General features: G+C 46.6%; 10 protein-coding genes. 1 reads left to right on the top strand and 9 read right to left on the bottom strand.

The features are described 5' to 3' along the window. Nucleotides 1-63 precede the first annotated feature (63 nt). Both U0033_RS23640 and U0033_RS23635 read right to left on the bottom strand, forming a co-directional pair. The gene (locus U0033_RS23640; protein WP_072364070.1) at nucleotides 64-441 is read right to left on the bottom strand and encodes a hypothetical protein; all 378 of its coding nucleotides are present in this window, start codon (nucleotides 439-441) and stop codon (nucleotides 64-66) included. Between the two features lie 139 nt (nucleotides 442-580). Next, complete coding sequence (locus U0033_RS23635) at nucleotides 581-1,957, bottom strand: M20/M25/M40 family metallo-hydrolase (RefSeq protein WP_072364071.1); 1,377 nt, start codon at nucleotides 1,955-1,957, stop codon at nucleotides 581-583. A gap of 350 nt (nucleotides 1,958-2,307) precedes the next feature. Between U0033_RS23635 and bshA the strand changes: the two genes are divergently transcribed. Continuing rightward, on the top strand, nucleotides 2,308-3,456 hold the full coding sequence (bshA, locus tag U0033_RS23630) for an N-acetyl-alpha-D-glucosaminyl L-malate synthase BshA (protein ID WP_072364115.1): 1,149 nt from the start codon (nucleotides 2,308-2,310) through the stop codon (nucleotides 3,454-3,456). Between the two features lie 130 nt (nucleotides 3,457-3,586). Here the strand turns inward: bshA and U0033_RS23625 are convergent, their stop codons facing one another. The 7 genes from U0033_RS23625 to porU all read right to left on the bottom strand — a co-directional run bounded on the left by U0033_RS23625 (nucleotide 3,587) and on the right by porU (nucleotide 13,733). After that, nucleotides 3,587-5,080: a murein hydrolase activator EnvC family protein gene (locus U0033_RS23625; RefSeq protein ID WP_072364072.1), complete on the bottom strand. Its 1,494-nt coding sequence runs from the start codon at nucleotides 5,078-5,080 to the stop codon at nucleotides 3,587-3,589. Nucleotides 5,081-5,224: 144 nt separating this feature from the next. Beyond that, nucleotides 5,225-6,055 (bottom strand): DUF4292 domain-containing protein, encoded by an 831-nt coding sequence (locus U0033_RS23620; RefSeq protein WP_072364073.1) that lies wholly within the window; start codon nucleotides 6,053-6,055, stop codon nucleotides 5,225-5,227. A 16-nt stretch (nucleotides 6,056-6,071) separates the two neighbouring features. Further along, nucleotides 6,072-7,892 carry a tetratricopeptide repeat protein gene (locus U0033_RS23615; protein WP_072364074.1) on the bottom strand — a complete coding sequence of 607 codons (1,821 nt, stop codon included), beginning with the start codon at nucleotides 7,890-7,892 and terminating at the stop codon, nucleotides 6,072-6,074. A 3-nt stretch (nucleotides 7,893-7,895) separates the two neighbouring features. Continuing rightward, nucleotides 7,896-8,339, bottom strand: coding sequence for a dUTP diphosphatase (dut, locus tag U0033_RS23610; RefSeq protein WP_072364075.1), 444 nt, complete (start codon nucleotides 8,337-8,339; stop codon nucleotides 7,896-7,898). Between the two features lie 29 nt (nucleotides 8,340-8,368). Beyond that, a complete protein-coding gene (gene ispF, locus U0033_RS23605; protein ID WP_072364076.1) occupies nucleotides 8,369-8,869 on the bottom strand; it encodes a 2-C-methyl-D-erythritol 2,4-cyclodiphosphate synthase in 501 nt (166 codons plus the stop codon). Nucleotides 8,870-9,067: 198 nt separating this feature from the next. Further along, nucleotides 9,068-10,255 carry a type IX secretion system outer membrane channel protein PorV gene (gene porV, locus U0033_RS23600; RefSeq protein WP_072364077.1) on the bottom strand — a complete coding sequence of 396 codons (1,188 nt, stop codon included), beginning with the start codon at nucleotides 10,253-10,255 and terminating at the stop codon, nucleotides 9,068-9,070. Between the two features lie 109 nt (nucleotides 10,256-10,364). Then, the gene (gene porU, locus U0033_RS23595) at nucleotides 10,365-13,733 is read right to left on the bottom strand and encodes a type IX secretion system sortase PorU (RefSeq protein WP_072364078.1); all 3,369 of its coding nucleotides are present in this window, start codon (nucleotides 13,731-13,733) and stop codon (nucleotides 10,365-10,367) included. Nucleotides 13,734-13,850 lie beyond the last annotated feature (117 nt).

The raw sequence follows: 13,850 nt of genomic DNA, 5'->3' as shown, positions 1-13,850 counted from the left end.
CCGGGTATCGTTACTTTTGATACTGTCTCTTTTCTTATACGTGTGGCCTGCGGTCAGCATCCGTTAATAAACAGGTTCCTTTATTGACAGCACACTATCAACTACAAAATTGCTAAACCCTCTCCAGGGCAATGCCCCGAGGTATTCTTTGTAATGCAATTCCACAAATTTTCCGCTGGCACGCATTAACTGATCTGCCACCCTATCGTTCGTTACAGAAAAGCGGAACTCGTTTGACTGCAAGGCACCTGGCTGCCTGGAGCGGTAGCCGCTCTGTATCAGTCTGCCTTCAAAAGTTTTGAAGACATAACCTTTCTCTACAAAGTAGTTCAGCTCCCCGGCTTTTACGCCCCTGCCAAACACGAAATAATACCTGTAACCTACCACTCCTGCTATCAGCAACACCACCACTGCTATTACAGTAAAAAGGAACTTGCCCATGGTATATGTTTTATGAATTATATGCTTCGGATAAACTGCTGTAGGGGCTTAAAAAAGGGTACCCCCCGTGATGGAGACGAAATGGCTTTTACGCAATTCTCAGTGCCTTCATTTTACTATTAGTCGGCCCCTGGTTAGCTTATAGTCCGTATTGATCTACGAGGTACAGTAAACCCGCCATGCTGAATGCACCCAGTTCCAGCTCACGCTTGTTTACAGCAGAAAATACGTCGTTTGCTGCATGATGCAGATCGAAATAACGCTGTGAATCGGGCAGCAATTCACCCATTGGAATACCCATTGCTTCTGCAATCTGGCCTACATCCACACCACCACCTTCTCCTGTGAAATCAGTCACGTCGTAGGGGCGGAATAAAGGTGCCCATGACTGGATCTTCGCTCTCTTTTCCACCGGCATGGTAAATGCAAAACCACGGGGTGTAAATCCACCTGCATCACTCTCTAAAACGAAGATATGCTGTTCATTTTTTGCTTTAGCTACCTCTGCATATTTTTTACCACCGCGGGTACCATTTTCTTCATTTGCAAACAACACGATCCTGAGTGTGTGTTTAGGACGAATACCCAGTGCCTTGAAGGTTCTCAGTATTTCAATTGCCTGCACACAACCGGTACCATCATCATGCGCACCTTCATTTACATCCCATGAATCCAGGTGACCACCTACGGTGATGATCTGTTCAGGATGTTCACTACCTTTCAGCTCAGCGATCACGTTGTGACCAATCGTGTCAGGCAGCATCTTCGCATTGGTACGGAGGTATACTTTCAGGTCCTTTTCATCTTGCAGGCGCCTGCTCAACAGGTCAGCATCTTCCAGGCCAATCGCTATTGCGGGGATCTTTGGATATGCTTCGTCATAGCTCATGGCACCGGTGTGCGGGAAATTGTTTGCACCGTGAGACATAGAGCGTACGATCACTGCCGTGGCACCGTATTTAGCGGCTGCACTGGCACCACGCCCCCTGTATTTCACTGCATCACCATAAGATTCGAAGGTGTGGATAAAGGTGGGTTTGAAATGATAGTTATAAAACACGATCTTTCCTTTTACCTGGTCTTTCTTTGCTTCCAGGTCATCGAAAGATGCAATTTCTATTACAGGAGCAGTAATGCCGGCAGGACCACTACCTACTGAGTTGCCAAGGGCCAGTACTGCCAGTGGTGGAATGAAGTCACGGCGGCGGCTGATAATGCGGGCTTCTTCCTTCGCACCTCTTACCCAGTGGGGTACCATACACTCCTGTAAGTACACGGTATCAGCACCGGCTTCCTGCAGGGCTTTTTCCCCCCACTTTTCAGCTTTCACCATACCTGGAGAACCAGCCAGGCGGCCTCCTATTTCAGTCGTCAATACTTTCAGGTTGGCATATGCCATACTGTTGGTAAGGATTTCGTTGGCTATACGGCGAAATGCCAGGGAATCGTCTTCTTTTTGTTGGGCTAATGCCGGCAAGCTGCAGGTCAATAATACCGGTAGGATGTATCTTCTCATAAACATATAAACACTGTCAATTTAAGGGCTAAATCTAATCATTAGTACCTGTTAATTCAAAATTAACATAGATGGATGGGGTTCCCTTTTTTATTTGGCCTGGCTGGCCGCAGAGCCCCTACAGGGCACTGCGGGTATTTTTGGATTGAAATACAATGGATCCGCCCCCGTAGACAGGTGGCTGATCCCATGGGAGGAATCCTTCAATTTGACTTACGGCAGACACCGTTAATCCCAAATTCCCGATATGTCATCTTAAAATGTTATAATTTTGTGGACCTGTAATAATGTAAGCCGTGTTCTGCAAGATGCGCTCTTCATTCGGTGTTATCCATTCTAAAAAAACAAACATGCGTATAGGAATAGTATGTTACCCTACTTATGGGGGTAGTGGCGTACTGGCAACGGAGCTTGGAAAGGCCCTGGCAGATAAAGGGCATATGGTCCATTTTATCACGTATCAGCAACCTGTAAGGCTGAATGCCTTCCATGCCAATATATATTATCATGAGGTGCAGGTACCTACCTACCCTCTTTTTGACTTTCCTCCTTATGAATCGGCTCTGAGCAGTACCATGGTGGATGTAATTCTCAATCAGCAGCTGGATCTGCTGCATGTGCATTACGCTATTCCACATGCCTCTACAGCCTATCTTGCCAAGCAGATTGTGAGTAAAACAGGCCGCGTTGTGCCGTTTATCACGACCCTGCATGGTACGGATATTACCCTGGTAGGCAAGGATAAAACCTATGCACCGGTGGTGACTTTCTCTATTAATGAGTCTGATGCTATCACAGCGGTGTCTAATAACCTGAGAGAGGAAACTTATAAGTCTTTCCAGATTGAGAAAGATATTGAAGTGATTTACAACTTTGTTGATACTGAACGGTTTAAGCGCAGAGAGGCGGAACTGAAGCATTTCAGGGATGCTATTGCCCCGAATGGTGAAAAGGTACTGCTGCATGTGTCCAACTTCAGGAAGGTAAAGAGAGTGCCGGATGTGATCAAGGTGTTTGCCCAGGTGAGGGAACAGGTGCCGGCGAAGCTTTTGCTGGTGGGGGATGGTCCTGACAGACCTGCGATTGAGTGTATGTGCAGGGAAATGGGATTATGCGGGGATGTGAGGTTTGTGGGCAAGCAGGAGCAGCTGGAAGACGTCATGTCTATTTCGGATCTTTTCCTGTTACCTTCTGATTATGAGAGTTTTGGCCTCGCGGCGCTGGAGGCGATGGCGGCAGAGGTGCCGGTGATTTCGTCTAATGCGGGCGGATTGCCGGAGGTGAATATACATGGGGAAACGGGATTTTTAAGCCCTGTGGGAGATGTGGATAGTATGGCGAAGCATGCGATTGAGTTGCTGAAGGATGAGAAGAAGCTGGCGAAAGTGAGGAAGGGCGCGTTGGAACAGGCGCAACGTTTTCATATCAATAATGTGATACCACAGTATGAGGCGCTGTATGAGGAGGTGATTAACAGGACTTTAGTTTTAGCTAAATAAATCAATCAAAAAAATGGATGACGTCCAAAGTGCGTCATCCATTTTTTTGGGGTCAAAATTAATGAGGCGGGCTTAAACAGCCCGCCTCATTAATTTTTATCTTTTAAATTTCGTTCTTGTTTACTTCGATTTATTTTCTGCGAATCCAGGATTCGGGGTTTTGTCTTAATACCCCTTTATAGATCTGCAATTCGACTTCTCCTAAGTTTTCAAGTTCGTTTGTACCGGCGGTACCTATCACCTGCCCTGTTGTCACCCTGTCACCTGACTTCACATTCACTGACTGCAGGCGTACGTAGTTGGTAAAGTACTGACCATGTCTGACGATGATGAGGGATCCGCCACCGGGTATCACCGCCACCTTTCTCACCTCACCGGTAAAGATCGCTTTGACTGGTGCACCTTTACTACAACCGATGATCACCCCATCATTCTCTACCGTGATCCTTTCCATCACCGCATGTTGTTGTTTACCGAAGTGACCGATAATATTACCGGATGCTACCGGCCATGGTAATTTACCCCTGTTATTTTCAAAGCTTTCTGACAATGCCAGTGCTTCTGGTGTTGCTTCAAGGACGTTCTCTGTACGTACTGGTTTATCGTCTGCTACCGGTGCCGGCGGCGGTGTTTTCACCACTTCCGGTTTAGGTTCCGGTGCTGCAGGTTTTGGTTCAGGCGTAGTGGTCTTTGCAGTATTATTTTCTGCTGCCTTGTTGGCGGCAGCTGCTGCTGCGGCTGCAGCGGCGGCTTTACGGGCAGCTTCTTCCCTGCGTTTCTTCTCTTCTGCTGCTTTACGTCTTGCCAGTGCTTCCTCTTCCGCTTTTCTACGTTCCAGTTCTATTTCACGACGGATTACCGCCTGGATAGCAGCCTGTACTCTCGATGCATCTTTCTTATTCTTATTGATGTCCGCTACCAGCTCTTTCTCTCTTCCCTTCAGTCCCGTCAGCACATCATCTTTTTCCTTCTTATCGGCTTCGAGAATGGTGCGTTGTTCCTGCTCCGTTTTCAGGGTACCCGAGCGTTTTTCTTTCTGCTGCCGCAGGCTTTCAATCTTCTTGTTCAGTAATACCTGTGTAGACAGGATATTGTCTGCCTGGCGGCGACGATAATCACGGTATTGTTTCAGGTATTGATAACGCTTGATCGCGTCGTTGAATGTCTGTGCAGAAAAGATAAAGTTCAGCATGTCGTAAGTGCTACGGTTCTTGTAGGCGTATACGACCAGCTTTGAATATTGCGACTTCAGGGTATCCAGGTCTTTCTCCAGGGTTTTGATGTCACGATAAGCAGTATTGATATCTCCGTTGATGAAGTTGATCTCTTCGTTGATACTATTGATGAGGCGAGACCGCAGGGTGATCTTTTCTTTCAGGGCTCTCAGCTGGCTGAGGCTCTCCCTGGTAGATTTCTTGGTCTCCTTCAGGGCCTGATTGGCTTCGTCGATTTCTCTCTGCAGCTCTTTTTTTCTATGCTCAAGTTCTTCCCGCGATTGAGTGGGAGCCTGTGCGTGGAGCAAGGCCGGTAGTAATCCTATTGCCAATACTAATGGGAGAAACTTCTTCAGATTCAGCATGATGGTTTTAAAGATAACTGCAAAATAGCAATTTACAAATTTCATGTTCAATACAGCACATTACAAACTGTTCGATTATGTTGTAGTTTTGATTCCTATTTTGGAATTGTATGCCCAATGTGCTTTGCTTAAGGAACCTACAATTAAGGAATTTCTTTTTTTAGGAATTTAAAACACCAACACGTTTAACTATTCCTTTGTATAAGTTGCAGGAACGGAGAACGGATAGCTAACAGGCTGGTCAAAGTCAACTTTGTTGAATTCCATGTTGATCTTTGTTACACCTTTTGCTTCTACGAAAACGCGGCGACGGGTTGCAAACTTATGTCCACCCATGGTTTTATATTCTCCGTAGGTCAACTCACACGAGCGTCCTTTCTCTTTATCCTTGTCCATTACCTTGCTTTGCTGCAATACATAGTCATCTGCAAATACGTTGAACAGGCTTGTGAACACTTCACTTTCACAACTGAACGAGATCACAGCAGGCGTCTTTACTACCTGGAAGATAGAATCTGTCAGGAAGATCGGGTTGCCTACGATCATGTCTTGCAATGTTTTAAAATCGAATGGAATATTGAGGAGATCCTGTGCATTTTTCATATCGCGCAGGTATACTTTTTTATCCATTTTATTCACTGCCCTGAGACTATCCGGTGTGATGATAGCGCGCGCTACTTCACCGATGATAGGAGCGGATACAGAGATCCAGATCACGCTATCTTTCGTCATGCGGATATTGGCAGTCACTTCAGGAGGCGATTTGGTATCTGATTCGTAATCTACTTTCAGTTTTGCTGAGAATGTTTTGTAGGCAATGACATTGCTTTGGAGTTTATTAAGCAGCTCTTTATTGAAAGCATTTGCTTCAGCGTTGCCCGTGCTATCTGTTAGTGTTGTATGTTTTGAAGTATCTGTGACAGGAAAAGAGGTACCGGCTATTGTCCGGGTATGCCTGCATGAAAACAATCCCGTGCTTACAATACCTAATGCTAAAAGTGCTAATGTTTGCTTCATCATGATCTTTTGTTATCCCTTATTCACGTTCTGTTGCCAGTATGTACCGCTTCTCTGCTATTTTACGGGCAAGGCCTACAGAGTTTGCGCCTTTTTCCTTTGCCAGGCGCCAGTATTCCAGGGCTTTGTCCACATCGTGGAGGTTAAAAAGTATATCGCCATAGTGCTCCAGCATACCTGGATTTTCTTTCCCCTGTGCTGTTTGCAGTGCTTTCTCCATCCATTGTTTTGCCAGTTCGTACCTGCCCATTCTGAACATTACCCAGGCATATGTATCCATGTAGTTGACACTTCCCGGCTCCAGTTCCAGCGAATGGCGGGACATTGATTCTGCCTTGTTCAGTTGCTCACCTCTCAGTGACAGGTAATAGCTATAGTTGTTCAATACGGTGGCATCATTCGGTTTCAGCACCAGCGAGCGGTCATAACTACTGTCTGAATCTTCGTGCTGCCCTGTGGCGTGATATGCATCTCCCAGCAGGGAATATACATCAGCCCTCATACTCTTGTCTACATTACCATTTACCAGTGCCTCATTGAGTGCTTCAATGGATGCCGGATAATTTTGTAGCAAAAAGTTAGCCACCCCCTGAAAATAGTGCCCCATAAATTCCTTCGGGAAGCGCTGGGCGACCAGATTACTCACTTTCAATAAGTTAGCCGGATCTTCCTTGCGGCTATAGATCCACATCAGCTGGTACCATACACTGTAGCGTGTGGAATCGAGTGCCACAGCTCTTTTGTAATCATACAGTGCACTATCCAGCAAATTTGCCTGGGAGTACATATCTGCCTGCAGTGCATAAGCTTTGGCCTCTTCGGGGTGTGCTTCTATTACCAGCTGGGCAAGTTGTAGTCCTTCACGTAGTTTGGTGGTATCTGAACCCTGCATTTGCAAGTATGGGTATACGTATGAAACTTTCTCGTCAATGCTGTAGTCCGGGTTGGCAAAAGCACGGGTGAGGTAATTCCAGTATTGGACGTGATCCCCGTTCTTCTTTGCGTAATTAGCCAGGGCGATCAGTGCTCTGGGGTTTGCGGAGTCCAGTTTAAGGCTGCTTTTGTACAGTGCAATGGCCTCATCTTTCCGGTCATTGGCGTTATAAATATCCGCCAGCAGCAGGTAATATCTTACTTCGCCGGGGTATTGGTTAACCAGTTTGTGAATTTCTTCTGCCGCATCGTCTACCCTATCCAGTTTGAGCAGCAACCTTTCTTTCTGGATAACCAGTTCTTCGACAAGGCCTACTTTCTTTTCCAGTTGATTGAAGACTGCCAGGGCAGCTTCAGGTTGCTCTGCTTTGGTAAGGAACATCCCTTTATTATAGAGATATTCATCATTGTCAGGATAGCGGGTAGCCAGCCTACCGTATACGGCAGATGCGCTGTCGAACTGCCCTGCTATACCAAAGGCATCGGCCAGGGTTATCTGGAACCATTTATTGGAGGTATCCATGCCTGCCGCTTTCTTAGCAAACCCCAGTGCATAACCGGGATTGCGAACCTCGATGAATAGTCTTGACAGCTCGTAATAAGCGGTGGGATTGGTCTTGATGAGGCGCAGGTAGTCGGAGAACTGGGTGATAGCGGTGCGGTAATCGCCCAGGATCTTGGAGCGCTCGGCAGCAAAAAACAGGCTGTCTGCACGCTGCTGTAAGATCGTAGGATCTTTGATATATATAGTAGTATTCCTTGCCGTAGCAGGTTTACTACTTTTACAGGCACTTAAGAAGCCCAGCCCCATCAGCAAAAACAACAACGCGCCGCCAAAATGACTAAAGTCTGGCAGGCGGTTTGCACATTGTGTGGCAGTTTCATTCTTTTTAAGGGCGCTGTGCATTTATTATGATTTTCCGGTATGTCCAAAACCGCCGGCACCCCGGTCAGTTTCAGTAAGCAGCTCTACGGCTTCCAGATTAGCCTGGATATAAGGTGCGATGACCATCTGGGCAATTCTTTCAGCGGGAGCTACCACCTGTGGTTCGTTGGACAGATTGATCAGGATGATCTTAATCTCCCCTCTGTAATCGGCATCTATAGTACCAGGTGTATTCAGGATAGTCAGGCCCTGTTTAAAGGCCAGTCCACTGCGGGGTCTGATCTGTGCTTCATAACCTGCAGGCAGCTCCATGAACAGGCCGGTAGGCACCAGTACCCTTTCCAGGGGTTGAAGTGTGATGGCTGTTTCAAGATTTGCTCTCAGGTCCATGCCCGCCGCATCGGCAGTAGCATATGAAGGAAGTGGATTCGCAGATTTATTAATTATTTTGACTGTAATAGCTGCCATTGGACAAAGATATTACTAATTATCTGGTTTTAACGAGTATAAGGCACTTCCTCCTTCTCTAACAATACGCTCGCATAAGCGACTACGCCTTCTTCGCGGCCAACAAAACCCAGCATTTCAGTGGTAGTTGCCTTGATAGAAACATCTTCGATGGTGAGTTTCAGGATATTAGCGATCACTTCCTGCATCTGGGGTACATAAGGTTTGATCTTAGGTGCCTGCAGGCAGAGCGTACTGTCGATATTTACCACCTGGTAGCCCTTGTCAGCAATGAGCTGCTGGGTGCGTTGTAACAGGATTTTGCTGTCTATTCCTTTATAAGCATTGTCAGTATCGGGAAAGTGAACACCAATATCGCCCAGGCTGGCGGCTCCCAGCATGGCATCACAAATGGCGTGCAGCAATACATCGGCATCGCTGTGGCCCAGGGCCCCCTTGTGGTGAGGTACTAAAACCCCGCCCAGCCAAAAATCTCTTCCTTCCGTTAACTGATGAAAATCAACGCCTAATCCAATTCTCAGTTTTGCCATAGTTGTCTTTAATATAGCAGTGTATCAATTTCATTTTCCGGTCATCTCTTTGCGGAGAGCTGGTGGCCGTTATATTAAATTCAAAAGTTACACTGCCGTTAAAATAAGTGGTTCTGGGTGCAAATTAAAAATCCCCCGGAAATATCCGAGGGATTTATATATTTTAAAAAAATATTAACTATTTCAATATCAGCTGACTTACCAGGTAGCCTCGTTGTGATCAGCCTTGAAACCGAGGTCAAACACAAGCGAGAAGCGCAATGTATTGGACAATGGATTACGCTGGATACCATTTCCTGACGGCACCAGGTAAGAGAAGTTCAGGCCGAACATATTATACTTAACCCCGATACCAGCAGTTACATACTTACGGTTACCCTTGTTTTTGTTTTCGTAGAAGTAACCGGTACGTACAAAGAACTGGTCGTTGTAGGAGTATTCACCACCTGCAGACACGCTAAATTCCTGCAGTTCTTCAGACATACCACCCGGTGCATCGCCAAAAGAGGAGAAGATACCGGCAATCACACTTTTGTTCCTGTAATCGCCATTGCTGTCTGGTGTAGGCACCAGCAGTTTGTTGACATCCAGGGCCAGCATGATCTTGTTTGCCTGATCCAGGCCGAAGGTATATGAAGTACCCAGGCCCATATTGGTAGGGATAAAGTCTTTGTTGGTAGCAGAAGAGGTGTAGGAGATCTTGGTACCGATATTGGTAAAGGCCGCACCCAGGTTCCAGGTATTTTTCACCCCGTCGTCCTTTTCAAAGTCTTTGGTATAGAACAGGGATAAGTCGGTAGCAAAAGCAGTACCTGGCTTGATCACCTGACCGTTAACGTCGCCGCTGGCCAGGTTCGAATAGATGTAGCGGGCTGCGATTGCCACGGAGAAGTTGTCTGACAGCTTACGGGAGTAACCTGCATCCAGGGCATACTCACGGGGGCGGAAATCGGAGGTAGGCGTACCGTTAATATCAGTAAAGTTGATGGTACCGAGGGAGAAGTAACGCAGTGAACCGGAAACAGTCTGGAACTCATCCAGCTGGTAATAACCTGCTAAATTGGCAAGAAATACATCGTTCACCAGTTCTTTCAACCAGGGAGTGTAGGTAACAGAGATGGCAGATCTTGTTGTGGCAAAAGGCAGTTTAGCCTGGTTCCAGTAGATTGAGTTAGCATCAGGAGACGTGGCAACACCGACATCACCCATAGCACCAGCCCTCGCATCAGGAGAGATGCGCAGGAACGGCACCGCTGTATTGATGGTGTTGGTACGACCATCCAGCTGGCCAGTGGTAATTTGTGCTGCGGTTGATAAGCTAAGAAACAAGCAACAGGTGAAAATTACATTTTTTAGTGTTGCCGTCTTGTTCATGCAATTATACATGCAATAGTGTTTAGAACGAAATGTAAAAATAATTCCAAATTTAGAATAAATCATCAACAGGGGCCTGGCTAGGGATTTGCGAATCTACTCTATTCTTTTGATGCATAGGTCAATATAAGATCACTTTTCCACCTAAAATCTTACTCTTGCCATTAGCATTTACTACGATGTTATAGAAATAGATCCCAGGCGGCATTCTGGCTCCGGCATCGTTCCTGCCGTTCCAATTCGCCCCTAGATAACGGCTACCCGCAGCATTTATTGTATGTCGGATAGTTTTTATTTGCTGCCCTGCCGGGGTGAAAATCCTGATGCTTACATCAAGCTCTCCGCCCTGCTGATTATGCTCAAGCGTAAATTTTGTCTGGTCGTGAAAGGGGTTTGGGTAACATCCGGCATTCTGAATGAGCACCTGCGATGACTGGACCACTTTAAACCGTAACATGTAAGTGCTGGAATTGTTGTAGGTATCCCATACTTTGATTGTTAGTGTATGCTCCCCGGCGGCCAATCCATACAACGGGTAAGTAATTGTACCCGACTGATAACTGTCTGGCGAAGCCTGAAAAAAGTTGTTCAGTATATAATACCGGGTGTTATCTTCATCAAGGGTGGCTACTATGTCATGACCAATACCATTTCCCGTGGTATTTATGCCATGAAGATCGTAAAGCTGTAGGTATAATACCGGGTTTTCACTGGTAATATCTCCGTTGACAAATCCACTGCCATTGAGGTAAGCACTCATTGTAGGGCCTTCTGTATCAGTATCCGTTTCCGTAGCACTGCCTGTAACCTGGGCCGCAGCGTACAAGCCTCCCGCTGTGGTGACGCTATCCGTGGCAAAATAGCTAATACTTCCTGCTCCTGGTGTATAATCAATATCCAGTGGAATAATAAAGGTACCGGAAATCCTGCCATTTTTTATTGTTTGCTGTCCACTAAATAAAACATGCTGCTGCAAATAAAAGCTGGTTTTCGTACTTCCGGCATCATTAGCAAGGGTATATTGTGCTGCTGGCTTGTCGTACACAGTCGTGTACATTTTACCATTATAATCATTCACCACATTGCCCTGCGCATCTTCGATGTGTGTTTTGAAAGTATATTTTCCCATAGCCTTCATCGTATCGGCCAACTGCCCATTTGCATCCAGCAGGGAATCTGTTACCACATGGTATTGTGGGAATGCCAGTGTCAATGCAGGATCACCCAGTAACTGGAATTTCCTGTTATTAGGAATATCACTATAAGTGCTGTAGGTCAGGTTCTTAGCTTCCATCGCTGCGGTACCAAGTGTAGGCATTCTGCCATCGATACCCGGTGTGAGAAGTTTTGCCAGGTAGTTGGCATTCAATACCTTGTTCGATGCTGCAAATACAGCTCTCGTGGTAGTCATCAGTGCGATGCCGCCACCATTCTCCTGTAGTAAGACCTGCTCTCCCAGGGAATTGTAGGCCGGATTGTCAAAAGGTGCGAAATCGCAGGTAGCCGTAATAAACAAAGGTAATTTTGTACTATTCTTCCAGGATGATAAGGAAGCGGCATCCATGATCACTTCTTCTGCCAGGCGGGAATAGTTGCCATGCCCCGTGTAATTCCAGATCAGGGTTCCATCGTAGACATCCTCTGCAATAGCTGTGTTTACCGTAGGGTAACGGCTGCCGCCGGCATCAGCTACTTTGGTATAAGCATCCAGGTAAATCTTATTAATATTGCCTGCGGGCCATTGCTGTGCTGCGATGGCACTCATACTTTCTGCATCCTGCAAATGCAGGTTATCATCCCCGTCGTCTGCTACAAAAGTGATGTGCTGCTGCCAGCGGCCAAAACGCGAAGCGCTGTGATAATTAATGATTTTATTAACTACCAGATCTGCCTCACTGGTATTCTTTACGGGTAAGCGCCCCACTCCCACTACCATTTGGTTGGCCATACCTGCATTATTGATATCATCGGCATCAGACAAAAAGCCAAAGAAATCATCAGAAGGATAAGCGTAAATAGGATCAATAGAAATAGTGGATTGCCAGGTAGGCACCAGGTTCGTATTGCCGCTAATACGATATTTATAATCATATGAAGCATCCCCAAATAACAATACATATTGCAGCCCTCCCCTGTCATACACCATTTTGATAAAGTCACGGATAGCGGTAGGATCAGGATTGCCTGAACTGAATTCTGTATAGATCTGCGCTACATCTACCACCTGAACTGACAGGCCATCGTGCGATGTATGCCAGCTGGCCAGCCTTTGGGCGGAAGCCGTCAAAGCATTGGTAGTGATAATCAGCATATTCGCCCCGCTGATGCCGTGTAAATCCTGGTTAGCGACAGTACCCATGTAAGTTGGACTGAGTAAACCCTGGTCTTCAAAAGCAACATATTCATGTAGCGAAGGGGCTTCACGGGTGAAGGATAAGGTGCTGCCATTCAGGCTGGTAGTAAGTTGTATAGGGGCAATGGGATCAGTGATATCCCATATTTTAGTTTGTGTACCGGCACCCTGCAATAAGAACTCAGGCGTTTGACCGATTGAGGCTGCATCTCTGAAAAAGAGGGGTGCATTTGTAGTTAACTGCAAAGGGATGCGCGCATTCAGATTTATATAGTCCAGCCAGGCGGTAGCTCCACTTGCTCCGGGTGTAAAGGTAAAAGTGACCGGGCATGCGGTACCTGTGACCGTAGCAGAGAAGGTCCCTGAAGTGGTGGTTGCAAATGCTTCAAAAATATTTCCCGTGATGGCAGCAGTTGTGAGTGAACCGGCTTTAATACCAGCGATAGCGATATCAAATTTACTGTTGCCACCACTGCGTGCGCCAACTCTTGTATTGATACTGAGCGAGGTAGGCGTAAATGGTAAGGTAAAGGGGATTGTTCTGGCAGTTTGAGTAGTACTGAAAGCAGGCCCCCACCATTGTTTACCACTTTGTAAGAGGTTCAGGCTATCCTTCTCATAATAGTCATGGTAATCAAAGCGCTGGACTGTGGTAGTGGCGACAGGTATGCCGGCATCAGTGGAGATACGTTTACCGCCGCTGCTTACCTGCAGAAAGTAATAAGCTGTATCGCTGTAAAGATTGAGTGTGTGGAAATAGGTGCTACCCTGGTAGGCCCAGCTATGAGGGCCGGGGGCGTAGAACAGCAGGTAATCATTAACTGCCATCAACGCAAGTTCCGGAAGGTCATCATAGCGGGTGCCATTTACTGCCTCCGGGAGCATGCGACCACCGGTGCCATAGAGGCGGATTTCGGCAGAGGTATTGATACCCATACTGTTTAGCAGGGTTTTATCGATCTTGTAGATCCCTTCGCGGGCAACAGCGAGTTTGTACCATGTACCGGAAGCCAGTACAGAATGGTCTGCATGGGGAGTAGTACGACCTGCATCTGGTATTGTACGACCTGCCGCCTGCACTGGTAAAAGCCAGGTCACCACACCTAACAGTATGTAACACAGTCCGTAAAATTTCATGCAGGGAATTTGCGCAAACATAACAAAATTACTCTATATTTATCTCCTGAATCGACCACCCGGTAGACACCGGAAAAGGAAAAATTGCTTACCATATCACAGTATATCCTTCGAAAC

The organism is Chitinophaga sancti (assembly GCF_034424315.1).
Taxonomy (GTDB): Bacteria; Bacteroidota; Bacteroidia; order Chitinophagales; family Chitinophagaceae; genus Chitinophaga; species Chitinophaga sancti.
The sequence above is the reverse complement of the archived record's forward strand: the minus strand, read 5'-3'. Positions and strand labels throughout refer to the sequence as shown.

What these genes read in the sequence shown, in the direction of transcription:
- porV (WP_072364077.1), bottom strand. Translation starts at nt 10,255, where the DNA reads ATGTATAATTGCATGAACAAGACGGCAACACTAAAAAATGTAATTTTC.
- U0033_RS23615 (WP_072364074.1), bottom strand. Translation starts at nt 7,892, where the DNA reads ATGCACAGCGCCCTTAAAAAGAATGAAACTGCCACACAATGTGCAAAC.
- U0033_RS23635 (WP_072364071.1), bottom strand. Translation starts at nt 1,957, where the DNA reads ATGAGAAGATACATCCTACCGGTATTATTGACCTGCAGCTTGCCGGCA.
- porU (WP_072364078.1), bottom strand. Translation starts at nt 13,733, where the DNA reads ATGAAATTTTACGGACTGTGTTACATACTGTTAGGTGTGGTGACCTGG.
- U0033_RS23625 (WP_072364072.1), bottom strand. Translation starts at nt 5,080, where the DNA reads ATGAAATTTGTAAATTGCTATTTTGCAGTTATCTTTAAAACCATCATG.
- bshA (WP_072364115.1), top strand. Translation starts at nt 2,308, where the DNA reads ATGCGTATAGGAATAGTATGTTACCCTACTTATGGGGGTAGTGGCGTA.
- ispF (WP_072364076.1), bottom strand. Translation starts at nt 8,869, where the DNA reads ATGGCAAAACTGAGAATTGGATTAGGCGTTGATTTTCATCAGTTAACG.
- U0033_RS23620 (WP_072364073.1), bottom strand. Translation starts at nt 6,055, where the DNA reads ATGATGAAGCAAACATTAGCACTTTTAGCATTAGGTATTGTAAGCACG.
- U0033_RS23640 (WP_072364070.1), bottom strand. Translation starts at nt 441, where the DNA reads ATGGGCAAGTTCCTTTTTACTGTAATAGCAGTGGTGGTGTTGCTGATA.
- dut (WP_072364075.1), bottom strand. Translation starts at nt 8,339, where the DNA reads ATGGCAGCTATTACAGTCAAAATAATTAATAAATCTGCGAATCCACTT.